Raw genomic sequence first — 23,400 nt, 5'->3', positions numbered from 1 at the left:
GCCCGCCCCTACGCCTGCGAAGCGCCGGGGGTGGCCGGCGCGGAGGGGAACGACGGCGACGTGCGCGTGGTGAGGCGCTTCCAGGTCTGGAGGTCGCGCTCGCTGGCGAGGCGGCCGACGCGGGTGACGACGTCGACGTCGGTCGCCTCAACGCGCAGCGCGCCGGCGGTGGCGCGCTCGCGCGGGCGGGTCGCGAACGGGTCGAACTGGAAGTGCCGCAGCGCGTTCTCGTGGGTGATCCGGTTGATGGTGTCGTCGGGCAGGTCGCCGAGGTTGGCGATGACGTCCTCGGGGGCGTTCGGCCAGCTGGAGTCGGAGTGCGGGAAGTCGGACTCCCAGCAGACGTTGTCGACGTCGAACCAGTCGAGCAGCCGCGGGCCGACGGTGTCGCTGATGAAGCAGGTCAGGATGTGCCTGCGGAAGATGTCCGCCGGCCCGTCGATGCCGGCGGGGAAGGACGGCCGGGTCCAGGCGGAGTGGCGGCGCTGGACGTGCTCGCTGCGCCACAGGAAGTACGGGATCCAGCCGATGTCGCCCTCGGTCAGCGAGAACCGCAGGTCTGGGAAGTCGGCCCAGAACTCGGCCCAGACCAGCTCGAGCAGCGAGTAGATCGACGCGATCGACGAGCCGGACATGTTGACGCTCGCCGGGGCGTCGGAGGAGAACATCGGGGATCGCGAGGCCGAGCCGAGGTGCAGGCACAGCACGGTGCCGGTGTCGCTGGCCGCACGGAACAGCGGGGCCCAGTAGCCGCTGTGCAGGCTCGGCATCCTCAGCGCCTCGGGGTTCTCCGAGAACGTGACGGCGTGGYAGCCCTTGCCGGCCAGCCGCCCCAGCTCCTTCGCCGCCTCGTCGACGTCGAACAGCGGCAGGATGCCGCAGGGGATGAACCGGTCCGGGTAGGCGCCGCACCACTCGTCGACGTGCCAGTCGTTGTATGCCTGGATCATGACGAGGTTGACGGCGCGGTCCGGGCCCTGGTTGAGGACCTGGCCGGAGAAGCCGGTCCAGTTGGGGAAGTTCAGCCCGGCGAGCTGACCGCCGGCGTTCATGTCACGGACCCGTTCGTGCACGTCGTAGCAGCCGGGCCGCATCTCGTCGTAGCGGCTGGCGTCGACGTTGAACATCTCCGGGGGCTTGCCGGCGACGGCGTTCAGGCCGAGGTTACGGCCGCGCTGGGTGCCGTAGTACCACTGCTGGACGCCGTCGGACTCGTCGACGACGCGCGGCGCCAAGTCCTTGTACTTCGCCGGGACGTGCGCGTCGAACATGCCGGCCGGCTCGGCGATGTGGTCGTCGACGCTGACCAGGATCAGGTCCTCTGGCTTCATGCGGCTGGTCTCCCGTTCAGGCTCGGCCGGCGGGTTCGAAGTAGGGCAGGGTCGCGGCTTCCGGGCCAGMCAGGGTGCTGGCCGGGGCGACGGGGTGGAAGGCGACGCGCAGGCGCAGGCCGGGTCGGATCTCGGCGACGGTGAGGCCGACCAGGCAGGTCATCATCTGGTAGCCCTCGTCGAGCGTGACGATCGCCGGCGCGTACGGCGTGTGGAACGCGGGGCTCACCGGGCGGTGCACCACCGTCCAGCTGTAGAGGGTGGCCAGGCCGGCGGAGCGCTCCCAGCCCCCGTCGCGTGAGAGGCAGCCGCGGCAGGCGACTGTGGGTGGGAAGCCCGCGGTTCCGCAGGAGGCGCAGCGCTGGAACAGCAGCTCGCCCCGGGCGCAGCCGGCCCAGAACGGCTCGGTGACCGGTGTGCGCGGCGCGAACGGCACGCCGTCGGTCTGCGGCCGCAGGACCGCCGCCGCGGCGACGTCAACCGGCGTCGCGACAGTCGGACTAATAGTCCCGACTGCTACGACCTCCGAGGCCACACGATTGTCACCCAACGTAATTTTTGCCATCCTTCCCCCACCGAGCGACCTACTCTTACCCGTCGCGTCGCTCCGACGACCCCTAGGTGAGGCTTCTGAGCGACGACGGTGTGCTCGGCGTCACTCAACCTCGAAGAGGCAGATTAGCTCAATAGTCCGGAGTTGCCCAGCCGCGATCCCGAGGATGCCCCCGCCTGGCCGACGCGCGGCCCGGCCAGTCGGCCAGAACCTTGCCCGCACGAAGGCGAGGGTGGTACACCGGCTTCGACGCACATTGGATACTGAATACGATCGGAGCGGCCGATGAGCGAGAGTCAGCAGGGCTCACCCGGGCACGACCAGGCTCCCGGGTACGCCGAACGACTGTTCCCGGCCCCGATCGACCACGGGATCGCGCGGCCGGACCGCGCCGTCGCGACGGTGGAGCGCGGCACCGACACCGTCGCGTACAACGACCCGGCGGGCCGCTGGTACGAGGGTGGCGGGCGGATCGGCGAGAAGGCGGTCGAGTCGATCACCGTCTATCCGCCGACGCGCGGCCTCGTCACCCAGGGCGACCCGTTCGAGCCGGTGAAGATCGGCATCCTCGTCGACATGGACCTCGGGCAGCTGCTGTCCGACTGGATCGACTCCACGATCCTCGCCGTCGAGGACGCGCTGAACGAGGGCGTCTACGACCGGCCGGTCGAGATCCGCACCGTCGACGCGCGCGGCCTGCCCAGGGAGAACTACCTCAAGGTCCGTCGCGGATACCAGCAGCTGGTCGACGACGGCTGCGTCGTCGTGCTCGGCCCGATGATCTCCGACAACTCACTGAACCTGCAGGACACCGCCAACCGCACGGGCGTCTCGTGCATCGGCTGGACCGGCAGCGTCAAGTTCGCCGGCGACTACTGCTTCACCGTCGCCAACGGCGACATCCCGACGGAGTCGGTGATGGGCGCGAACTGGTGCGCCCAGCAGGGCCACACCAAGGTCGGCTTCTTCTGGGAGAAGGGCTCGTCCGGCGACCACTACTCGGACTTCTTCCGGACGGCGGCGCAGCAGGTCGGCGTCGAGATCGTCAAGGAGGTCAGCCTCGGGCCCAACCCGAAGAACCTCCAGCAGCAGCTCGAGACGATGCGCGCCCAGGGCGCCGAGGCCATCGTCTACATGGGCTACGGCTATTCCACCTTCCATTTCGCCGCGGCCTTCAAGGCCCTCGACTGGGACCCGCCGCGGTTCATGGGCACCGCGTTCATGTTCTACTCGAACTCGAACGCCTGGGCCGAGGGCCTGGAGGGCTGGCACGGCGTCGACCAGCTCGGCGAGGACGGCGCGAACCCGAACTACGAGGCGATGACCCGCCGCTTCGAGGCGCGGTTCGGCCGGGTCACCCGCAACGTCGTCGTGGCCCTCGGCTACGACACCGCGCGCGCCGCGATCCACGGCATCGCGAACGCGGCGATCCCCACGCCGGAGCAGGTCCGGCTCGGGCTGGAGAAGATCAAGTGGATGCCGTGCACCAACGGCGGCCCCGGCGCGTACATCACGTTCGCGCCCTACGACCACCGCGGCTACAAGGGCGACTTCCTGACGATCCGTGAGCTGCGCGGCGGCGAGCTGCATTTCCGCGGCTACTACCGCCCCCAGTGGCCCTCCAACTTTCTGACCTCCACGAAATAGGGATCATGGCTTCTACCAGGCTCTCAGCGTTTTCCACAGTCTTGCGCCATCCCCCGGTGGTTCGCATGGCTGACGGTCCAGAGACGGTCCAGCGGTCCCGCCCTCGGCCGGCGTGAGCGCCGTCGCGGTCCCGGCCAACGATCACAGCGTGTAGCGGTCGCCGGATTCGGGGGCCAACCCCCCGAACCACGGGCGCGGCCTCCGTCCCCCGCGCCCGGCGCCAGTTGKCGACTCAGCCGAGCTTCGTCCACGTGCATCGGGTCTGGAACGCGTTGTCGGTCGGCTTGATGGTCACGATGCCGTGGCCCTGGACGTTGCCGTTCGCGAGGATCTCGTCGGAGTCCCCGGACGTGCCGGAGAGCCGTGCCCAGTAGCAGGAGTCCGTGATCGCCGTGCTGGCGGTCGTGGTCTCGTAGGTACCCGGCTGGATGTTGCTACCGACCAGCCAGGTTCCCGGGGTGATGGTCGTCGCTGGCGCGGGCGGCGCGACCGGTGGCGTGGGCGTGGTGCTGAGCAGTGGCGCGATATCGGGCCTTGGCACCTCCGGGCAGTAGGCGATGGCGACCGCGTACACGAAGTCCACCGCCTCGTTCCGGGACATGTGCAGGCTGTCTTGGACGGCGGACACCACCGTGCCCAGGTTGCTGTCGCGGGTTACGCGGCAGACGTTCGCCCCTGTTTCGTCGATCGTTGCGTCGTCCGTGGACACGAACTGTGGGTACTGCTTTTTGACGATTGAGGCTGGGGCGATCGTCGGCACCAGCCTCGGTGTCGGGCTGGCGCTCGTCGTCGTGGTCGGCGTTACTGGCTTGTCGCCCGAGCCAGACTCGCCCCCACAGGCCGCCAGCATCGCCGCCAGCACCACGGCCGCCATGATCCTATTCACTACCGTCCCCCGTCCCCCAGGACAGCGCGGCCGGCCAGACATCCATGTCCAGAGAGCCATCCGCGCGTCCAATCGGACCAAGGTGGCAGTACGCCTGATCTCGGACAAGGGGCGGTGCCGCAACTCTGGCGCACCGGTCTAGGGTGTCCCCCGCTACGACACAAGGGGGACTTGTCATGCGTCAAACCCGTCTGYTCGGCGCTGCGGGCCTCGCCCTGGTGCCACTCGTCCTCACCACGGCCTGCGGGAGTGACACCGAAGCCAGCGTCGGCACAGCTCCCAGCGCGAGCGTCTCCTACTCCGGTACCTATGTGCCACTGCAGGGCGTCACCTCCACCGCCGCGCTCTCGTTCTCGGCCGTGAAGGACTCGCCGCTCACCACGGCGTTCGTYGCGGCCTTCCGGGCCCAGCACCCCGACCTCGCCGAGGGCCGCAGCGACAGCACGCTCGCGAACGAGGTCACGCACGTCTGCCTCGACGACCTGCGCGACCCGACCACTAGGCAGCCCAGGCCCGACGGCGACGCCGCCGCGCTCGCGAGGATCCCGGCCCGGTTCGAGCGCAACGGCATCACGCCCGGGCCATCCACGTCGGAGGAGATCCTGACGCTCGCGAAGACGACCGTCTGCGACCACGTGGACGAGCTCGCTGCGGCGAACGCCGACGCGGGTGGCTGAGCCGGCCGACGGAGGGCAAGGCCCCATGACCGGTGGTTAACGGCTGAGCGCAGCCATCCTGCCCGCCGCGTAACGACGCGCCAACCCGGCCCGCCACGCGTTCCCACCGCCCGGATCCCCGGCCGCCCGGAACGTCCACAAGCCGGCGGTACGGCACGCGAACGCGGTCAACGCCTCCGGGCTGACTGTCCAGCAGCGCAGCCCGGCTGCCCATGCCTCCGCTTCGGCCGCACTGAACCCGTAGCCAGTCAGTCGGATCACGAGCAGCGCCGCATCCACCCAGCCTGGACCGGCCGCCGGTGAACCCCAGTCCACAACCCGCACCCGATCGCCGACGATCAGCATCTGACCTTCATGTAGATCTTTGTGGATCAACCGGTCGCCAACGACCAGGCCCGGCGCGTGCTCGGCGAGCCGCCTCGCAGTGTCCACATCCCACCCGTCGCCGACCGCCTCGGCGACCTGCGGCCACCAGCCGGGGTTTGCCCATCGTTCGGCCAACGGGATCAGTTGCGGCGCGGGCAACGCGGCGATCTGGTCCACCGTGGCCGCGACCAGCGGCAGATCGACCGACCCGGGGCGCAGTACCGGGGCACGACCGGGTACATGCTCGAAGCCGACCGCCAGCCAGCTGCCAGTGTCGACCGTGCACAGCACCTGTGGGGCCAGCCCCGGTGCCAGCTGGCTGTTCACGGCCTCACGGCGCAGCGACCGCACTCGCCACGATTCTCCGTCCCCTCGGACAGCCTTCACGAACACCGGGCCCGTCGCCGTGTCGACCACGGCGGCGAAGTCGCAGCCGGCGCCGACCGGAACCGGATGGGATGACCCGACCGGGCCGATCTCGGCTTCGACCGCGGCGCGGACCGGCCCGGGCAGGTCATCCCATCGCATCGAAAACCGTCCAACCTCTACTTGTCGTCGTCGTCTTGATCGGTCCGGGTGTCCCGGTTCTCGTTGCCGTCCGATCCGGATGCCCCGCAGTCGTCCGGGTCGCACTGGCGCTTCTTGTCGGTGGCCGCCCACAGGTCAGGGTCGACCAGGAACCCGGCCGTCTCGATCGCCGCGATCGTAGCGACCTGGCCGCCGCGCGGACGGCCGGCGTCCGTCGGGTCGCAGGGGACGTGGTGGATGAACCGGCCGGCGACGCGGGCGCAGAAGGTGGCGTAGTCGCGGGTGGGCAGGATGAACGTGTGCCAGCCGATGTCGACCAGCGGCGACGGGACGAGTCCCCGCGGGCCGCGCGCCGCGCAGGTGACGACGAACGCGATGGCTTGGTCGACGATCCGCTCGGCCAGGTCGGAGTGTTCCGGGCGGTCGTAGGCGACCCGGGCGGCGAGCCGGGTGAACAGGGCATCGTCGAGCAGGTCCCGGCCCCGCCGCGGCGGGGCGGACACGGACGGCGGGTTGGCGGGCGGGGTGTCGAGGGTGATGGTCATGTGCCCTCCCTTGCGGAGTGGTGGCGGCGCCGCCCGGTTCGCGAGCCGTGCGGCGCCGGGTCTTCTAACGGGCCGCGGCGCGTGTGGAGGCACCGCTACTCGGTTTGGTGGTGTCGACTACGAAACCGGCAAGGTGATGACACACTGCGACTCGCATTGACGACAGTGCGCAACAACAGTTCCGTCGAGGCCGGAATGGCGACTTCCGGTTTCACCACCGCACGGGGGTTCCGGTGACCGCAGACGACGACTCCAAGGCCCGGCTGGTCCTCCGTATCCGCGCACTCGCCCGCGCCCGCGGCCTGACCCTCGTGCAACTCGCCGAGGCGGCGTCGTACACCCCCCGCTATCTGACCGATGTCCTGTCAGGCCGCGCCGTGCCATCCGTGAAGGTCGTGGCAACCCTCGACCGGGTCCTCACCGCCGGCGGGGAACTCGTCGCCCTGCGGGACCAGGCCGCGCGAGAACAGGTCGCCCGGCGACATGGCCTGTCGATACCGGAACAACCACTTCCGGTGGTCCCAGGGACGGGAACCGTCGGCGCGGCTGTGCTGTCGTCGGACACAGTGGACACGGGAGGTGTGCCAATGCCGATCGACCGCCGAACCCTGCTCTCCGCCGGGCCTCTCGCCGCCGTACTCGCCACCGCGGCGGACACATCCCGGGCGATCGCCGCCGCCGACCCCGACCCCCTGACTATTGACGAGCTCGAAGCCGAGGCATCGGCGATCGCCGGGCGGATGTTCACCGTGCCGCACGACGTGCTGTTCGCCTCGACGGTCCAGCAGTGGGTGCAGGTCGACCAGCTGCTCACCGAACGGCTCACCTTGGCGACGCGGGCGCGCCTCACCCTGACCGCCGGCTATCTCGCCCTCTACACGGCCAGCCTCGGTGGGTTCCTCGGCCATCCGCAGGTGAGAAGCCGGTTCCTGGTCCTCGGCCGGCAGTATGCGGACGACTCTGGCGACCCTTTGCTGATCGGCACCGTCGCCGGGATGCAGTCGAGGTCGGCGTTCCGCGCGGGCCAGTACACCAAGGCCGCAGAGCTTGCCGGGGCGGCGATCCCGACCGCCCACCCGTACAGCCGGGCACGCCTCGCCGCGAACCAGGCCGAAGCACTCGCCGCAGCGGGACGCCCCGACCGGGCCAGCGATGCCCTCGCCACGATGCGCGCCTCAATGCCGCACCTGCCACCAATGCCCGGTTCGTCGGTATGGGACGCCGGTGAGGAAGCGGTCTACACCGCGCTCACCTGCTACCGCATGGGCGACGCGGCCGGGGCGGTCCGGCACGGCAGCGAGGCCCTGACCGCCATTCACGACGACTTCCAAGGCCTYGGCTACGCCCATACCGCGATCGGCTTCGGCCGAATCCTGGGCGATCGGCCCGACCCCGCCGCAGCCGCATTCGAAGGCGAACGGGTGCTGGACATTGTGAAGGCAACGCCCGATGCCTGACTGCTTGCCCATGCAGCAGAACTGGGCGCCGCGCTGACCACCCAGTGGGCATCGGTGCCCGAAGTCACGGCGCTCGCCGAGCGGCTGGAGCGGTTCGCAACGCCCTCGTCGTGACCGCCATACGACACAGTCCGGGAATGCTCATCAGAACGCCCCTGCTACTCCCCCCGAGCCCAAGCCCACCGACGTCGACGCAGGCTGACCTCGAGGGCCGCCCTGGTCCCGCGCCGTCACCGCTTTCCGTGTTCCCGCGTCCCCGGCTCCGTCCCGGCCGTCAGGCCTCGGGCCCAAGCCGTCAGGACTCGGATCCGGCCGGCGCGGGGCCGGGAAAGGCCTCGCCGCCGAAGGCGTCGACGCGGGTGAACTCCTCGACCGGGCGGCGGGTGAGCTTCGTCGCGCGCCGCTCGGGGTGGCCGAGGGCGATGACGGCGGCGATCGCGTGGTCGGGCGGGACGCCCAGCAGTTTCGCGGCCTCCGGCTCCCGGCGGACGAGGAACGTCGTCAGCACGCCGCCCAGGCCCTCGGCCCGCGCCGCGAGCAGCAGGTTCTGGGCGAACGGGTAGACCGAGGCACCGCCGACGATGCTCTGCCGCTCCAGCTCCACGTCCATGACCGCGAGCGCCGTGAGCCGGGCGCACAGGACCAGCAGCACCGGCACCTCGTCGAGGTCGTCGACGAACGACGACGGCGCGGGGGTGGCCGCCGCCTCGGCGAGGTCGATCGCCGGCCCGTGCCAGCGGCCGTCCGGGCCCGGCGCGAACGGGCGCACCCCGGCCTTCGCCTGCGCCCGGTACTCGCGCCAGCCGAGCACCACCAGGTCGCGGATGGCCCGCCGGATCTCCGGGTCGCGCAGGACGATCACCGTCCACGGCTGGGTGTTGCCACCGCTGGGCGCGAACCTGGCCTCGTCGAGCACCCGCGCGAGCACCTCGTCCGGTACCGGCTCGTCGGTGAACCTACGCACGGCCCCCGACGTGCGCATCGCCTCGCGCAGCTCCATCCGCCCGCTCCCTCCGGTCCCGGCCACGGCCGTTTCCGTGACCTGGGCACGACGGTAGTCCCGGCGGGCGGCGCGGTTCCGCCGTGCGCCGCCGCCGGGAGACGGGTAGGCCAGATCGGTCAGGAATCGAGAAGCACAGATCGCCGAGCGGTGGCTAGCGTGACCTCCATGGAGACGATGGACACGGCCACGAGGACGGACCCGCGATCGCCCGCGCCGCGCGTCGCCACCCACGATGCCGCCACCCACGACGCAGACGGCCACGACGCCGACAGCCACGACCTGATTCGCGTCCAGGGCGCCCGCGAGCACAACCTGAAGGATGTAAGCGTCGAGATCCCGAAGCGCCGGCTGACGGTGTTCACCGGTGTCTCCGGCTCGGGCAAGAGCTCGCTGGTGTTCGGCACGATCGCCGCGGAGTCGCAGCGGCTGATCAACGAGACGTACAGCACCTTCGTGCAGGGCTTCATGCCGACGCTGGCGCGCCCCGAGGTCGACCTGCTGGAGGGGCTGACGACGGCGATCATCGTCGACCAGGAGCGGATGGGCGGCAACCCGCGCTCCACGGTCGGCACCGCGACCGACGCCAACGCGTTGCTGCGGATCGTCTTCAGCCGCCTCGGCAAGCCGTACGTCGGCTCCCCGAACGCGTTCTCCTTCAACACCGCCTCGGTCAAGGCCAGCGGCGCGATCACCGTCGAGCGCGGCGCCAAGAAGACCGTGAAGGCGACCTTCAACCGCATCGGCGGCATGTGCCCCCGCTGCGAGGGCATGGGCTCGGTCTCCGACATCGACCTCGCGCAGCTGTTCGACGAGAGCAAGTCGCTGTCCGAGGGCGCGATCACCGTTCCGGGCTACAGCGCCGACGGCTGGTTCGGGCGGATCTTCGCCGCGGTGGTGCCGGCCGACATCCCCATCGCGAAGTTCACCAAGAAGCAGCGCGACGAGTTCCTGTACGGCGAGGCCCGCCGGATCAAGGTCGACAACATCAACCTGACCTACGAGGGCCTGATACCGCGGATCCAGAAGTCGCACCTCTCCAAGGACATCGAGTCGCTCCAGCCGCACGTGCGCGCGTTCGTGGAACGGGCGGTGACGTTTCAGACCTGCCCCGAGTGCGGCGGCACCCGGCTGTCCGAGGCGGCCCKCTCGTCAAAGATCAACGGGATCAGCATCGCCGACGCCTGCGCGATGCAGATCAGCGACCTCGCCGCGTGGGTGCGCGGCCTCGACGAGCCGACCGTGGCGCCACTGCTCGCGGCGCTGCGGCACGCCCTCGACTCGTTCACCGACATCGGCCTGGGCTATCTCTCCCTCGACCGCGCCGCCGGGACGCTGTCGGGCGGCGAGGCGCAGCGCACCAAGATGATCCGCCACCTCGGGTCGTCGCTGACCGATGTCACCTACGTCTTCGACGAGCCGACCATCGGGCTGCACCCGCACGACATCCAGCGGATGAACGACCTCCTGCTGCGGCTGCGCGACAAGGGCAACACCGTGCTGGTCGTGGAGCACAAGCCGGAGGTCATCGCGATCGCCGACCACGTCGTCGACCTCGGCCCCGGCGCCGGCACGGCGGGCGGCACCGTCTGCTTCGAGGGCACCGTCGAAGGGCTGCGGGCAAGCGGCACGCTCACCGGGCGGCACCTCGACGACCGCGCCGCCCTGAAGCCGTCGGTGCGCACGCCGTCGGGCGCGCTCGAGATCCGCGGCGCCGACGCCCACAACCTGCGCGACGTCGACGTCGACATCCCGCTGGGCGTGCTGGTCGTCGTCACCGGGGTGGCCGGCTCGGGGAAGAGCTCGCTGATCCACGGCTCGGTGTCCGGCCGGGACGGGGTGGTGTCGGTCGACCAGACCCCGATCCGCGGCTCGCGCCGGAGCAACCCGGCGACGTACACCGGGCTGCTCGAACCGATCCGCAAGGCGTTCGCGAAGGTGAACGGCGTGAAGCCGGCGCTGTTCAGCGCCAACTCCGAGGGCGCCTGCCCCGCCTGCAACGGCGCCGGCGTCATCTACACCGACCTGGCGATGATGGCCGGCGTCGCCACCACCTGCGAGGACTGCGAGGGGAAGCGGTTCCAGCCGTCGGTGCTGGAGTACCACCTCGGCGGCCGCGACATCAGCGAGGTGCTCGCGATGCCGGTGACCGAGGCCGAGGAGTTCTTCGGCGCCGGCGAGGCACGCACGCCGGCCGCGCACGCCATCCTCGGCCGGCTCGCCGACGTCGGCCTCGGGTACGTCAGCCTCGGCCAGCCGCTCACCACGCTGTCCGGCGGCGAGCGGCAGCGCCTCAAGCTGGCCACCCGGATGGCCGACAAGGGCGGCGTCTACGTCCTCGACGAGCCGACGACCGGCCTGCACCTCGCCGACGTCGAGCAGCTGCTCGGCCTGCTCGACCGGCTCGTCGACGCCGGCAAGTCGGTCATCGTCATCGAGCACCACCAGGCGGTCATGGCGCACGCCGACTGGATCATCGACCTCGGTCCCGGCGCCGGCCACGACGGCGGACAGGTCATCTTCGAGGGCACCCCCGCCGACCTCGTCGCCGCCCGCTCCACCCTCACCGGCGAGCACCTCGCCGCTTACGTCGGCGTGGGCGGGAACGTCACGTAGCGACGCTCCCGCCCACGCCGGAGGTCGGGCGGGCCGGCACGCCGGCGTTGTTACGCTGGCGTTATGTCGCCGGAGGAGCTCGCGAACCTCGCGCTCCTGCGGCGCGCCCGCGACCGGATGGACCGCGAGTACGCGAGCCCGCTCGACGTCGCCACGCTCGCCCGCACCGCGCTGATGTCGACCGCGCACTTCTCCCGGCGGTTCCGCGCCGCGTACGGGGAGACGCCCTACTCCTACCTGATGACGCGGCGCATCGAGCGGGCAAAGGCGCTGCTGCGCCGCGGCGACCTGTCGGTCACCGACGTCTGCATGACGGTCGGATGTACGTCGCTCGGCTCGTTCAGCGCGCGCTTCACCGAGCTGGTGGGCGAGACGCCGACGGCCTACCGGGCCCGCGACCACAGCGCGCTCGCGAGCGTGCCGGGCTGCGTCGCCAAGGACCTCACCCGCCCGACCCGCGAACCGAGCAGGAACGAACCGAGCAGGAACGAGCCGAGCAGGAACGGAGAAGCGCACCCGGCGCCGGCCGCCTAGCGTTGCGGACATGGATCTCACTCTTGCCCGCTGCTTCGTCCAGGTTCAGGACCCGGACCTCTCGCTGGCCTTCTACCGCGACGCGCTCGGCCTGGAGCTGCGCAACGACGTCGCCCGGGAGGGCTTCCGCTGGATCACCGTCGGCTCGGCCGCCCAGCCCGGCGTCGAGATCGTCCTCACGAACCACCTGGCCGGCAGCCCCGCCGACGGCGAGGCGATCACCGCGCTCGTCGCCAAGGGCGCCATGAATGGCGTCCACTTCCACTCCAACGACCTCGACGCCATCTTCGAGAAGGTGCGCGCCTCGGGCGCCGAGATCGTGCAGGAGCCGACCGACCAGTTCTGGGGCACCCGGGACTGCGCCTTCCGCGACCCTTCCGGCAACCTGGTACGCATCGACCAGCCGTCCGCCGCGAAGTCCTGACGAAGCCGTGACCCGACGCTACGCGGCGGCGCGGAAGGGGTTGGGTCCCTCGATGACGGTGACCCCGGTGCGGCCGCCGTCGACGTCTATGACCGTTCCGTGCACGAAGGCCGCGTCCTCGGACGCGAGGTAGACGGCGGCCGCGCCGATGGCGTCGGGATGGCCGGGCAGCCCGGTGGGCGTGCCGCGCATGAGCGCGTCGGCGGGATGCTCGACGGTGGGGTCCCGCTCGGGATCGGCGATGACACCCGGGGAGATGCCGTTGACCCGCACGCCCTGAGGCCCGAACTCGGCGGACCAGGCCCGGGTGAGCGTCTCCAGGGCGCCCTTGGTCGAGGCGTAGAGGGCGCCGACGGGAAGGCCGAGCCTGGCCCCCCAGGAACCGAGGTTGATGATGACGCCTCCGCCCGCGGCGACCATCCGCGGCGCGACGGCCTGGGTGAGGAAGAACGGCGCCTTGACGTTGACGGCGTAGACACGGTCGAACATCGCGTCGTCCGCGGTCAGCGTGGTCGCCGGCGGATAGATGCCCGCGTTGTTGACCAGGATGTCGATGCGGCCGCCCAGCAGGTCGCTCGCCGCGTCGGCGAGCGACCTGCTGGCGCTCGCGGTGCCGTCGAGGTCGGCGTGGACGTAGTCGGCGGTGCCGCCCGCCGCGTTGATCTGGGCGACCACCGCCTTGCCGCGGGTGTCGTCGCGCCCGGAGACGATGACGTGCGCTCCCTCGGCACCGAAGGCGACCGCGATGGACCGGCCGATGTTGCTGGTCGATCCGGTGACGAGTGCTGTCCTGTGTTCGAGTCGCTGTGACATGTCGGCGAAGCTACGGACAAATTTTTGGACTCGCAAGTCCAAAAAATCGCCCGGCCGGGCTCCGCGCGGAACTCGGCCGCGCCGCAAGCCCCAGCCGCCCGGACCCCAGCCGCCCAGGCCCCGCCTGTCCGGACCCAGCCGCCCAGGCCCCAGCCGCCCAGGCCCCGCCTGTCCGGGCCCCGGCCGCCCGCGTTTCAGCCGTCCGGTCTCAGACGCCGCGCAGGTGGTCGATCAGCGCGTCCAGCGTCGCCTCCAGGTGCCACGTGCTCCCCGAGGACCTGAGCACCTGGACCCCGCCCTGGATGCCGGCGACGAAGGCCGCGGCGAGCCGGTCCGCGTCAAGGCTCGGGCGGATCTCACCGGTCGCCTGCATCCGCTCGATGCCGTGCCGGATGTGGGCCCGCCAGCTCGTGAGCAGGGCGCCGATGACCTCGGCCGCGCCCGGCGTGCCGCCGACCTGGCTCATGAGCGACCCGAGCGGGCAGTTGCGCCCCTGGGCCCGGTAGCGGGCCACGACCGCGTCCCGCCATCGCTCCCAGGCCGCCCACGAGGTCAGGGCGCCGAGATGCGGCTGCTGGTCCTCCAGGACGCGCTCCGACTCGTGCCGCGCCACCGCGAGCAGCAGCTCCTCCTTGCCACCCGGGAAGTAGTGGAAGATCTGGCTCTTGCTCGTGCCAGTGATGGCCCGGATGTCGTCGAGGGTCACCTCGCCGGGCTCGTCGCCGCGCAGGTAGACCGCGGCACCCTCGATGATGCGCTGCCGGGTCGCCCGTCCCTTCACGGTGAGCGCCATCCGTCCACGCTAGCCCTTTGTGGACCTTACGGTCCATTTTTGGCCCAGGGCCTGCCGTCGGCCCGACGATCGTGACCGCGTCGACGCGGCGGGCCTGTGACCGTCGGTCCGTCGGTCCGTCGCTTGTGATCGTCGTCCGTGGAAGGTTGCTCTTGGGGGTGCCGTTACCTAGGTAGCGGACGGACGGAGGAGTGACGCATGACGACGACCGATTCCACGACCAGCACGACCGAGACGACGGCCAGTCCGGCCACGGCACAGCCCTCGGCGGCCACCGGCGCACCCGGGTCGGGCGCCCGGGGACGGGTCCGGCTCGAGCAGGCACACAAGCGGGTACGACCGCTGTTGGGTGGCGTGGTCGTCGTCGACACGGTCGCGCCGCTGCTGGTCTGGGAGGGCCCGCACTACCCCGTCTACTACCTGCCACTGGCCGACCTGAAGGCCACACTGGAGCCGACCGGGGAGATCGTCCGTTCCCCGAGCCGGGGCGACGCGCACCGCCACGACGTGGTCGCGGGCGGGCACCGCGCGGCCGGCGCCGCCCTGACCTACCCGGACTCGCCGTTCCCGGAGCTGCGCGACATGGTCCGGCTCGACTGGGATGCGATGGACACCTGGCTGGAGGAGGACGAGCCGGTCATCGTCCACGCCCGCAACCCGTACCACCGGATCGACATCCTCTCCAGCTCCCGGCACGTCCGGGTCGAGATCGACGGGGTCACGGTCGCCGAGTCGACCCGCCCGACCGTGCTGTTCGAGACCGGCCTCCGCCCCCGCTACTACCTGCCACTGACCGACGTCCGCATGGACATGCTTCGACCGTCGTCCACCAGCACCGGCTGCCCGTACAAGGGCACGGCCAGCTACTACGGCGTCGAGCTCGACGGCAAGGTCCACGACGACGTCGTCTGGTACTACACGGCCCCGCTGCTGGAGAGCGTCCGCATCGCGGGCCTGGTCTGCTTCTACGACGAGAAGGTCGACATCTACGTCGACGGCGTCCACACCTGAGCCGGAGCTGGGCCGGCGCGGGCCGCGTTCACGTCTCGCCGCCGGACGGCCGTGGCCGTCCGGCGGCGCCGCACGCGGCCACCGCTGGCGAAGCGAGGGTCACCGCGGCCGGTCGGGGGTCACCGCGTCGATGAGGGTGTCAACGGTGTCGTGAAGCCCGGCGCGCAGGTCCGCGGGGAGTGACAGCGCGTTCTCCCACTCGTGGAGGCGGTCGTTCACGCGGCGGCTCAGGGCGTCGCCGGCGTCGGTGAGCTCGACGATGACGCGGCGGCGGTCCGTCGGGTCGGGGGCGCGACGGAGCAGGCCCGCGGCGGCGAGACGGTCGAGGGTGAGCGTCATGCCGCCGCTGGTCCGGCCGAGCACCCGGCACAGGCGGCTCGGCGCGCCCCGGCCGCCGGGCGCGTGCCGGATCGTGCCGAGAACCAGGTAGTCGGCCACCGTCAGGCCGAACGGTTCGACAAGACCGTCGAGTGCCGCCGAGACGAGCATGTTCAGCCGTACCAGCCGGGCGAGCAGGCCGGCGCCCCCGGTCAGGCCGACCTCGTCGACCCAGCTGGGCTCGCCCGCCGGCCCCGCCGGCCCCGCCGGCCCCGCCGGCCCCGCCGGCCCCGCCGGCCTGCCCGGCGACGGCCCGCCCCGCGACGGCGCCGTTGCCGACGCCGCCACTGACGCCGACGCCGACGCCGACGGATCCGTTCTGGTCACCGCGCTTCCGGTCACCGCGCTCTCAGCCATCCAGGCCGACTGTAGCGCCCGGCGAGGTCAATCCTTGATTCCGAAGCGTTCGAGGCCGAAGGCACGGATGGCGTTGCCGCGGAMGAACTTGTGGATCTCCCCCGCGTCCATGCCGGCGCCYGCGCACAGGCGATGCGCGACGGCGCGGGAGTTCGGCCAGGTGCCGTCGGTGTGCGGGTAGTCGGTCTCGAAGACGATCTGGTCGAGGCCCACCTCGTCGCGCGAGATCAACCCGTGCTGGTCATCGAACAGGCAGCCGTAGACGCGGCCCCTGATGTAGCTGCTCGGCGGGTTCGGCAGGGTGGCGCCGCCGCCGACGCCGCCCTTCCAGACGAGGTCCATGCGCTCCAGCAGATACGGCATCCAGCCGACCTGGCTCTCGGCGTAGACGATGGTCAGGCCCGGGAAACGGTCGAGCGTGCCGGAGAAGATCCAGTCGCACAGCGACCCCTCGGCGTTCTGCGAGGACAGCGACATGCTGACCGCCAGCGGCGCGTCCGGTGACGTCGACGGCAGCGTCGACGACGAGCCGATGTGCATCGTCACGACGGTTCCGGTCTCCTCGCATGCCTGGAACAGCGGGTCCCACGCGCCGGAGTGGATGGAGGCGAACCCGAGCTTGCTCGGGTTCTCGGAGAACGACACCGCGTACGAGCCCTTCGCCGCGCACCGGCGCACCTCGGCGGCGGCGAGCGCGGGATCCCACAGCGGGATGAGGGACAGCGGGATCAACCGGCCCTGCCCGGCGCCGGCCGCCCATTCGTCGATCATCCAGTCGTTGTAGATCTGGATGCAGGCGAGCGCGACGTCCTTGTCCGGCCGCTCGGAGAAGCCCTGGCCGCAGAACCGCGGGAACGTGTTCGGGAAGTTGATGGCCGCCTCGACGTGGTTGGCGTCCATGTCGGCGAGGCGGGCGTCCCGCTCATAGGTGCCCGGCCGGAAGTCCTCGTAGATGGCCGGCAGGTTCTTCACCTCGGCCGGTGGCACGCCGGCGGAGGCGTGCAGCAGGCCGGTCGGGTAGACGAGGTCGTCGTAGAGCCACAGGTCGCACCAGCGGCCGTCGGGCGCGTCGCGCTCGAAGCCGTAGTGGCCGCCGGAGAAGTGCAGCTTGAGCTTCTCCCGCACGACCCTGGGCCCGCGGTCTCGCATCGTGGCCGGCAGCTCACGCTGCCACAGCTCACGTGGTTCCAGGATGTGGTCGTCCACCGAAATGATCTTCGGCAGGTCCTCCGGGGCCGGGGTGACGGAACCGGCGGCGGTCGCGGGCGCGGTGGTGTCGGTCAAGGCCATGGCCATGCCCCCTTGTGCGGCGTGCTGTGTTCCGCGCGGTTCTGCGTGCGGCGCGGCGGCGAGCGGAGCAAGCCGCGAGGAGCGGCATTGCGAATCACTTTCCGGAAAGTTACTTTTCGCCGAGCGACTTGTCGAGACCCACGTCACACCACGCCGAGGCGGGATGGCGCCGAGGCCGTCCGATCAGAAAGCCGTCCGATCAGAAAGGGGCACCGTGCCAGAGGAGAAGCCGGACCTGAAGATCGTCTCCGTGGGAGACGTGCCGTGGAACGAGGTGAAGGCGCAGGCGCACGCCGACGGGCGGCGGGTGTCGGTCTGGGAGAAGTTCCTCGAGTGGTCACCGGAGCGGATGGTCATCTACGCCCGTTACGACGCGGGGGTGATCATCGAGCGGCACAGCCACAAGTCCGACCACTTCGTCTTCGTCGTCGCCGGCGAGGTGCTCATCGGCGACCGTCCCTGCCCGGCCGGCACCCACATCACCCTGGAGCACGGCGCGGCCTTCGGACCACTGGTGGCCGGGCCCGAGGGCGCCACCCTCTACGAGATCATGACGGGGGACCCACGGGCCGTGCCCGCGGACCCCGAGGGCTTCGAGGAGCTCCTGGCCAGGCGAGGCGTCCAGCCGCTGCCCAACCCGCCCGTGCCGTGGCCGGACTGGCTCGCGCCGCGCACCGACTCGTCGGGCTCCTCCCCTGGTTCCCCTCCTGGCGCCGCCGGGTAGCGTGGCACGTCCGCGGGAACCGCGGGCCAGGGCCCGACCACCGGTTCTCGCCACGACGCGCCCATGACAACCGGCGAAAAGTGTCGGTAGCGACCGAGAGAATCACCCGGCAGCGCCGAACACGAGGAGACCGCTGTGGGTGCGTGGGGTCCGGGACACTTCGACAACGACGGTGCGCTGGACTTTGTCGACGATCTCCTCGACGCTCCGGCGGCCAACCGGGTCGATCTCGTCCAACGCCTGCTGGCGCGGGCCGTCGACGCCGAGGGCCACCTCGAGATCGATCCCGGCTCCCACGTCGTCGTCGCGGCGGCGCTGATCGCCGCTCAGTGCCCGGGCGGTGAGCCGGTCAGCGACTCCCGGTGGCCGTTGGAGCCGCTGCCGGCGTTCCCGGACGACCTTCGCTCGCTCGCGGTCGAGGCGCTGGACCGGGTGCTCGCCGACGGCTCCGAGCTGGCCGAGCTGTGGTCCGAGACCGCGAGCGCCGAGGACTGGCGGCGGGAGGTCCTGCTGCTCCGCCGCGTGCTGGACCAGCCGATGCCGGGCGAGGTGCCGCTGTTCGAGGTGTAGCGACGTTTGTCGGCTTCATCCCGAAGACACCGGCCGAGGCCCTGTGCCCAGGCGCCACCGCGCGGCGTTCAGCCGCGGAACGGCGAGCCGGGGGCGTGGGCGTCGGTACGGACGAGACGGTGGGCGAACAGCCACCGGCCCTCGGCCGGGACCAGGATGTCGCGGTAACGGCCCCAGTGGTCCAGGCCGGCGACCGTCAACACCGCGAAGTAGGCCGACGTGGTGATCCGGTCGGGCGTCACCGAGTCGAACCGCAGATTCGTGACGAAGTGCCGGATGAACGCCTTCCCGGCCGCGGGGCCGCCACCACCCGCCGACGCCGCGCCGTTGCCTGCCGACGCGGCGCCGTTGCCCGCCGGGCCGCCATCCTCGGCCCCGAGGCCGCTGGCACTCCCGGGGCTCGCCTCCCGCCCGGGCACCGTCGTGGCGGCGGTCAGGGCCTGGACCCCGGAGAGCCGGGCGATGATCTCCGCTCGGCCATGCGCCGTCCAGCCGCCCTTGGTCTCCAGCACGCCGTCGGCGGTGAAGCAGGCCGCGAGGTCCTCGAGCCGGAGCCGGTCGCCACTGTGGCTGTATGTCGCCACGGTGTCCCGTACCTGCTCACGCGCGGCCAGCTCCCACAGTTCCATGGCGCGCCAGCCTACGGCGTCCGGTCCCGGCGAGTCGCCCGGTTCCGCCCCATCGAGGATCAGAAGACGCAGGTACGCCGTCGGCCAGGACAGCTCTCGCGGTTTCTTGTCGTTCGTCGGCGGGAAGCCGTCAACAGCGTGGACAACGCCGGCTCGATTTTGACCCGGCGTGCCCGGCAGGTGGGAGCCGCCCCCGGCGTTACGTTCCTCAGGCGGTGGGCCAGCTGCCGCCGCCCGGCCTCTCCACCGCGACCAGGGCCCCGCGGGCCCCCGACGGACGAAGGAAGCGATCTGCGTTGAGCTGGAACGACAACGTCATCGCGGAGTTCCGCGCGAACAACGGGAACGTCACCACCGGCGGCTTCGGCCGCAGCCTGATCCTGCTGCACACCATCGGCACCCGCAGCGGTGTCGATCGCGTCAACCCGGTACTCGGCCGCCGCTCCGGCGATGACTGGGTCGTCGCCGCGTCGTATGCCGGGGCCCCCACGCATCCGGCCTGGTACCACAACCTGGTCGCCCGCCCGGACACGACGATCGAGACCACCGACGGACCCGTCGAGGTCACCGCCACCGAGCTCACCGGCGCCGAGTACGACGCCGAGTGGTCCGGATTCGTCGCCCAGTCAGATGCCTTCGCTGAATACCAGAAGAAGGCCGGCGACCGCCGCATCCCCCTCCTGCGCCTGCGCCGCCGCACGCTCTAGGCGGCCCGGCGGCCCGGCGGCCGGGCGGCCCGCGCCACAGCGGCGCTCCGTCGGCTTGGCCCCGCCGGCACCGGGCACCGGAACGACGACGAGGCCTCCCCGCGTACGGGGAGGCCTCGCGTTGTCCGGCGTTTCGACGTTCAGCCCGAGTTGGTAAGGCTCCGCTCAGACCTTGGCGGCGGCCGCGTGGCCACGAGCCAGGAAGTGCTTGTACGCGCCGTTGGTGTAGGTCGACCACGCGGTCGGGCCCTGGCGGTGGCAGACGCGCTTGGCGGCCCAGGCGTTGTTGGACACGTCGTACAGGTTGCGCCCGCCGACAAGGTCGCTGTTGGCCCACAGGTTGACCTGCCACAGGCCCCGCGAGTCCTCGATGCCAGTCGCGTGGGCGTGGGTGTTGCCGCGCGACTCGGCCAAGGCGATGGCCACCCAGGTGCCCGTCGACACGCCGCGACAGCCGGCGAGACCGGCCTTCTTCGCGGCGGCTGCGATGGAGGTGTCGGAGACGGTCGCGGCGCTGGCCGGAGAGGCAGCCATCAGCCCGCCCGTGGTGACGACGGCCCCCGCCGCGACGATGGCGGCGAGACGGTTGCGCAGGCTGCTCTTACGGTTGCGTCGGATCGACAAGAAATGGCTTTCCCGCTACACCAACGGAACGCGCGCGGACCAGCAGCGAGAACGATGCTGGAATGGCACGTGGTGGCGCCCCGGCCATTCAACGGCCTGGCGCGCCTGGAGAACGCAGCTTCCCTGCTGGCATCTCTCCGGCTGAGCCCGAGTCCGGGCTCCTCCGTTTCTGCCCCGCGATAAGGAGACGACATGCGCCGGGACCGTGGGCAGAATCGGCGTCGGCCCGGCGTTTCGCCCTGCCCGGGAAAAGTGCGCCCCGGCCGGACGAGAGCAAACATAGGCAGGCCCCCGGCCAGTAGGCAAACACGAATCGTGGCCAGCCACGTTCCCGATCACTGACCGTCCGTGGCTCCCGTTCTCCTTCAACGCCTCCCGGAAAACCTTCGTGACCGGCATCACGTTTCAGCTCGAAATTCGCCGGTCGCCAGCGCATCGGTCCCGGCGCCCACAGCGATCGACATTCACGATAAGCATAGCTACCAATACTCAGAGTCTCGTTCACCAAGACATCGACCTAGCGTCACCACGATGCGCTTATGGATCACTCCAGCCAGCCATCGAGGCTCGGCCGCGACGGCGGCGGCCGAAGCCGAACCAGCCGCGGGGCCGCATCCCGCCGGCCGAGTTCGGGCTGAATGCCGGGAATGGGCGCGGCGCGGGCGGAGAAGGGGCCGTCGGATGCCGGGGAATGGGCCGCGCGGGGGTGAAGATGAGCGCCTGCCCACTGGTTGGCGTCATCCGCCACGGGTCGAGAACCGTCGGCGCGCACGAAACGAGGTATTTCATGTCCCGACGCCTTTTCACCTCGGAATCGGTCACCGAGGGCCATCCCGACAAAGCGGCCGACCAGGTCAGCGACGCCCTGCTGGACGCCTATCTCACCGGCGACCGGCGTTCCCGGGTCGCGGTGGAGACGCTGCTCGCCGCCGGCCGGGTGCACGTCGCCGGCGAGGTGACGACCGGCGCGGACGTCGACGTCGTCGACACCGTGCGGCGCACGCTCGCCGGCATCGGCTACGACGAGGCCACCGGGTTCGACGCCGCCACGGTCGACGTGCTCGTCTCGATCGGCACCCAGTCGCCCGACATCGCCCAGGGCGTCGACAACGCCTACGAGGCGCGCACCGGCCTCGGGCCCGCCGGCCGCCAGGGCGCGGCGGCCGCCCCCGGCGCCGCAGGCGTCGACGAGCTGTCCCGCCAGGGTGCCGGCGACCAGGGGATCATGTTCGGCTACGCCACCGACGAGACGCCGGACCTGATGCCGCTGCCGATCACGCTCGCGCACCGGCTGGCGGGCCGCCTCGCCGCCGTCCGGCATGACCGGGCGCTGCCGTACCTGCGCCCCGACGGCAAGACCCAGGTCACGATCGAGTACGACGGCGATCGGCCGGTCCGTCTCGACACGGTCGTCCTCTCCGCACACCACGCCCCTGGCGTCGACCTGGACGGCCAGCTGGCCCCCGACATCCGCTCCCAGGTCGTCGAGCCGGAGCTCAAGCGGCTCGTCGAGGAGATCAGCGGCCGGGGCGGCCGGCTGGGCGAGCTGGAGGTGGACGGCTACCGGCTGCTGGTGAACCCCACCGGCCGGTTCGAGGTCGGCGGCCCGGTCGGCGACGCGGGCCTCACCGGCCGAAAGATCATCATTGACACCTACGGCGGTTCGGCCCGGCACGGCGGCGGCGCGTTCTCCGGCAAGGACCCGTCGAAGGTGGACCGGTCGGCGGCGTACGCGCTGCGCTGGGTCGCGAAGAACGTGGTGGCCGCGGGCCTGGCCCGCCGGGTGGAGCTGCAGGTCGCCTACGCCATCGGCAAGGCCGAGCCGGTCGGCCTGTTCGTCGAGACGTTCGGCACCGAGCAGGTGGCGCCGGGGGCGATCGGCCGTGCCGTCGCGGAGGTGTTCGACCTGCGCCCGGCGGCGATCATCCGCGACCTCGACCTGCTGCGCCCGGTCTACCAGCAGACCGCCGCCTACGGGCATTTCGGCCGGTCACTGCCCGACCTCACCTGGGAGCGCACCGACCGCGCCGCCGCACTGCGGGCCGCGGCCGCCTGACGGCCAAGTCCGAACCGTGGCGGATGACCTCGCCCATAGACCTGCTGAGCCGACACACTTCACATGACCGGGGGTGGGGTGTGTCGGGTCAGAGTGTTTATAGGGGTGGTCATCCGCCACGGGTTGCGGTGGGGGGCGGGGTCAGTGGCCGGCGGCGGCCTCGACCAGCTCGGTGAGGACGCCGCCGAGGCCCTTGGGATGGATGAAGGCGATCCTGCTGCCCGAGGTGCCGTGCACCGGGGTCTTGTTCACCAGGTCGAAGCCACCGACGGTGAGCGAGGCGAGCGCCGCGTCGATGTCGTCGACGCCGTAGGCGATGTGGTGGATGCCCGGGCCGCGCTTGGCCAGGAACTTGCCCACCGGCGTGTCATCGCGGATCGGCTCGAGCAGCTGGACGTAGGAGCCACCGGTGTCACCGGAGTGCACCAGCAGCATCGCCTCGCGCACGCCCTGGCGCTCGTTGGTCTCCTGATGCACGCACTTCAGGTTGAATGCCTGCTCGTAGATCGGGATGGTCTCGGTCAGTGAAGCCACCGCGATCCCGACGTGATCAATCCTGGTCAGCACGCTAGCCAGCGTCCCGCGCTACTGCCCATCGAGTCCACCGATAGACGTGGTGACCTACGAGACGTCGCCRTCAATCCCGTCCTTTCCCACCAACGAATCCTGCTGCCGGCCACGGCCCCACGGTTCCCGCCCGCCGCCCCGGGAGCCCTTCAGGGTCGCCCACCGACCGCTGTCGCACCGCCGACCGTCGCGTTGGTCGCGCCGAATGCGGCCGTTGGGCATAAGGTTCGCGAAGTCGCCCACCCAGGGAGAACACGGCAAGCTCCACAGTTCCCCACCTGTATCGCTTTCCGTGAACTCAATGACTCCAACGGCTC

The 23,400-nt window shown here is 71.1% G+C and carries 24 protein-coding genes; 11 read left to right on the top strand and 13 right to left on the bottom strand.

The genetic code is table 11. The features are described from left to right. Positions 1 to 8 precede the first annotated feature (8 nt). Positions 9 to 1,331: an amidohydrolase family protein gene (locus tag BL253_RS09380; protein ID WP_076815540.1), complete on the bottom strand. Its 1,323-nt coding sequence runs from the start codon at positions 1,329 to 1,331 to the stop codon at positions 9 to 11. 16 nt (positions 1,332 to 1,347) lie between these two features. Beyond that, positions 1,348 to 1,881, bottom strand: coding sequence for a Zn-ribbon domain-containing OB-fold protein (locus BL253_RS09375; protein WP_241834653.1), 534 nt, complete (start codon positions 1,879 to 1,881; stop codon positions 1,348 to 1,350). Between the two features lie 288 nt (positions 1,882 to 2,169). Here BL253_RS09375 and BL253_RS09370 point away from each other — a divergent pair, with 288 nt between their 5' ends. Next, complete coding sequence (locus BL253_RS09370; protein WP_076815538.1) at positions 2,170 to 3,531, top strand: ABC transporter substrate-binding protein; 1,362 nt, start codon at positions 2,170 to 2,172, stop codon at positions 3,529 to 3,531. A gap of 232 nt (positions 3,532 to 3,763) precedes the next feature. Here BL253_RS09370 and BL253_RS09365 read toward each other — a convergent pair whose 3' ends face one another. Further along, on the bottom strand, positions 3,764 to 4,405 hold the full coding sequence (locus BL253_RS09365) for a hypothetical protein (protein ID WP_076815536.1): 642 nt from the start codon (positions 4,403 to 4,405) through the stop codon (positions 3,764 to 3,766). A 188-nt stretch (positions 4,406 to 4,593) separates the two neighbouring features. On the opposite strand from BL253_RS09365, the gene BL253_RS09360 reads away from it, so the two are divergent. Then, positions 4,594 to 5,094 (top strand): hypothetical protein, encoded by a 501-nt coding sequence (locus BL253_RS09360; RefSeq protein WP_131831473.1) that lies wholly within the window; start codon positions 4,594 to 4,596, stop codon positions 5,092 to 5,094. A 36-nt stretch (positions 5,095 to 5,130) separates the two neighbouring features. Here BL253_RS09360 and BL253_RS09355 read toward each other — a convergent pair whose 3' ends face one another. After that, positions 5,131 to 5,787, bottom strand: a complete 657-nt coding sequence (locus BL253_RS09355) for a phosphotransferase family protein (RefSeq protein ID WP_241834652.1) — start codon at positions 5,785 to 5,787, stop codon at positions 5,131 to 5,133. Positions 5,788 to 6,005: 218 nt separating this feature from the next. Further along, on the bottom strand, positions 6,006 to 6,533 hold the full coding sequence (locus BL253_RS09350; RefSeq protein ID WP_198946224.1) for a glycine-rich domain-containing protein: 528 nt from the start codon (positions 6,531 to 6,533) through the stop codon (positions 6,006 to 6,008). A gap of 233 nt (positions 6,534 to 6,766) precedes the next feature. On the opposite strand from BL253_RS09350, the gene BL253_RS09345 reads away from it, so the two are divergent. Continuing rightward, on the top strand, positions 6,767 to 7,990 hold the full coding sequence (locus tag BL253_RS09345) for a helix-turn-helix domain-containing protein (RefSeq protein ID WP_076815530.1): 1,224 nt from the start codon (positions 6,767 to 6,769) through the stop codon (positions 7,988 to 7,990). 295 nt (positions 7,991 to 8,285) lie between these two features. Here BL253_RS09345 and BL253_RS09340 read toward each other — a convergent pair whose 3' ends face one another. After that, positions 8,286 to 8,990, bottom strand: a complete 705-nt coding sequence (locus BL253_RS09340) for a nitroreductase family protein (RefSeq protein WP_076815528.1) — start codon at positions 8,988 to 8,990, stop codon at positions 8,286 to 8,288. 177 nt (positions 8,991 to 9,167) lie between these two features. Between BL253_RS09340 and BL253_RS09335 the strand changes: the two genes are divergently transcribed. The 3 genes from BL253_RS09335 to BL253_RS09325 all read left to right on the top strand — a co-directional run bounded on the left by BL253_RS09335 (position 9,168) and on the right by BL253_RS09325 (position 12,564). After that, entirely contained in the window at positions 9,168 to 11,606 is a 2,439-nt protein-coding gene (locus BL253_RS09335; protein WP_076815648.1) for an ATP-binding cassette domain-containing protein, read from the top strand. Positions 11,607 to 11,669: 63 nt separating this feature from the next. Further along, positions 11,670 to 12,140: a helix-turn-helix transcriptional regulator gene (locus BL253_RS09330; RefSeq protein ID WP_076815526.1), complete on the top strand. Its 471-nt coding sequence runs from the start codon at positions 11,670 to 11,672 to the stop codon at positions 12,138 to 12,140. 10 nt (positions 12,141 to 12,150) lie between these two features. After that, on the top strand, positions 12,151 to 12,564 hold the full coding sequence (locus tag BL253_RS09325) for a VOC family protein (RefSeq protein ID WP_076815525.1): 414 nt from the start codon (positions 12,151 to 12,153) through the stop codon (positions 12,562 to 12,564). Positions 12,565 to 12,582: 18 nt separating this feature from the next. Here BL253_RS09325 and BL253_RS09320 read toward each other — a convergent pair whose 3' ends face one another. Together BL253_RS09320 and BL253_RS09315 are read right to left on the bottom strand one after the other, a co-directional pair. Next, positions 12,583 to 13,377 carry an SDR family NAD(P)-dependent oxidoreductase gene (locus tag BL253_RS09320; protein WP_076815523.1) on the bottom strand — a complete coding sequence of 265 codons (795 nt, stop codon included), beginning with the start codon at positions 13,375 to 13,377 and terminating at the stop codon, positions 12,583 to 12,585. 208 nt (positions 13,378 to 13,585) lie between these two features. Continuing rightward, entirely contained in the window at positions 13,586 to 14,170 is a 585-nt protein-coding gene (locus tag BL253_RS09315) for a TetR/AcrR family transcriptional regulator (protein WP_076815521.1), read from the bottom strand. A gap of 198 nt (positions 14,171 to 14,368) precedes the next feature. Here BL253_RS09315 and BL253_RS09310 point away from each other — a divergent pair, with 198 nt between their 5' ends. Continuing rightward, positions 14,369 to 15,181, top strand: a complete 813-nt coding sequence (locus tag BL253_RS09310) for a DUF427 domain-containing protein (protein ID WP_076815519.1) — start codon at positions 14,369 to 14,371, stop codon at positions 15,179 to 15,181. A 99-nt stretch (positions 15,182 to 15,280) separates the two neighbouring features. On the opposite strand, the gene BL253_RS09305 is transcribed toward BL253_RS09310, so the two are convergent. Both BL253_RS09305 and BL253_RS09300 read right to left on the bottom strand, forming a co-directional pair. Next, positions 15,281 to 15,886, bottom strand: a complete 606-nt coding sequence (locus BL253_RS09305) for a MarR family winged helix-turn-helix transcriptional regulator (RefSeq protein ID WP_241834651.1) — start codon at positions 15,884 to 15,886, stop codon at positions 15,281 to 15,283. A 57-nt stretch (positions 15,887 to 15,943) separates the two neighbouring features. Then, on the bottom strand, positions 15,944 to 17,206 hold the full coding sequence (locus BL253_RS09300) for an amidohydrolase family protein (RefSeq protein ID WP_081438175.1): 1,263 nt from the start codon (positions 17,204 to 17,206) through the stop codon (positions 15,944 to 15,946). A 214-nt stretch (positions 17,207 to 17,420) separates the two neighbouring features. Between BL253_RS09300 and BL253_RS09295 the strand changes: the two genes are divergently transcribed. Both BL253_RS09295 and BL253_RS09290 read left to right on the top strand, forming a co-directional pair. Next, the gene (locus BL253_RS09295; RefSeq protein ID WP_076815517.1) at positions 17,421 to 17,930 is read left to right on the top strand and encodes a hypothetical protein; all 510 of its coding nucleotides are present in this window, start codon (positions 17,421 to 17,423) and stop codon (positions 17,928 to 17,930) included. Positions 17,931 to 18,065: 135 nt separating this feature from the next. After that, on the top strand, positions 18,066 to 18,500 hold the full coding sequence (locus BL253_RS09290) for a DUF4259 domain-containing protein (protein ID WP_076815515.1): 435 nt from the start codon (positions 18,066 to 18,068) through the stop codon (positions 18,498 to 18,500). A gap of 68 nt (positions 18,501 to 18,568) precedes the next feature. Here the strand turns inward: BL253_RS09290 and BL253_RS09285 are convergent, their stop codons facing one another. Then, positions 18,569 to 19,129, bottom strand: a complete 561-nt coding sequence (locus tag BL253_RS09285; RefSeq protein ID WP_076815513.1) for a nuclear transport factor 2 family protein — start codon at positions 19,127 to 19,129, stop codon at positions 18,569 to 18,571. 296 nt (positions 19,130 to 19,425) lie between these two features. Here BL253_RS09285 and BL253_RS09280 point away from each other — a divergent pair, with 296 nt between their 5' ends. After that, positions 19,426 to 19,836: a nitroreductase/quinone reductase family protein gene (locus tag BL253_RS09280; protein WP_076815511.1), complete on the top strand. Its 411-nt coding sequence runs from the start codon at positions 19,426 to 19,428 to the stop codon at positions 19,834 to 19,836. A 165-nt stretch (positions 19,837 to 20,001) separates the two neighbouring features. Here BL253_RS09280 and BL253_RS09275 read toward each other — a convergent pair whose 3' ends face one another. After that, positions 20,002 to 20,460, bottom strand: a complete 459-nt coding sequence (locus BL253_RS09275) for a transglycosylase SLT domain-containing protein (RefSeq protein WP_076815509.1) — start codon at positions 20,458 to 20,460, stop codon at positions 20,002 to 20,004. 787 nt (positions 20,461 to 21,247) lie between these two features. Between BL253_RS09275 and metK the strand changes: the two genes are divergently transcribed. Continuing rightward, the gene (gene metK / locus BL253_RS09270; RefSeq protein ID WP_076815507.1) at positions 21,248 to 22,516 is read left to right on the top strand and encodes a methionine adenosyltransferase; all 1,269 of its coding nucleotides are present in this window, start codon (positions 21,248 to 21,250) and stop codon (positions 22,514 to 22,516) included. 141 nt (positions 22,517 to 22,657) lie between these two features. Here metK and mce read toward each other — a convergent pair whose 3' ends face one another. Then, the gene (mce, locus tag BL253_RS09265) at positions 22,658 to 23,083 is read right to left on the bottom strand and encodes a methylmalonyl-CoA epimerase (protein ID WP_076815505.1); all 426 of its coding nucleotides are present in this window, start codon (positions 23,081 to 23,083) and stop codon (positions 22,658 to 22,660) included. Positions 23,084 to 23,400 lie beyond the last annotated feature (317 nt).

Origin of the sequence: Pseudofrankia asymbiotica (assembly GCF_001983105.1) — a bacterium.
In the GTDB taxonomy this organism is placed as follows: Bacteria; Actinomycetota; Actinomycetes; order Frankiales; family Frankiaceae; genus Pseudofrankia; species Pseudofrankia asymbiotica.
The sequence above is the reverse complement of the archived record's forward strand: the minus strand, read 5'-3'. Positions and strand labels throughout refer to the sequence as shown.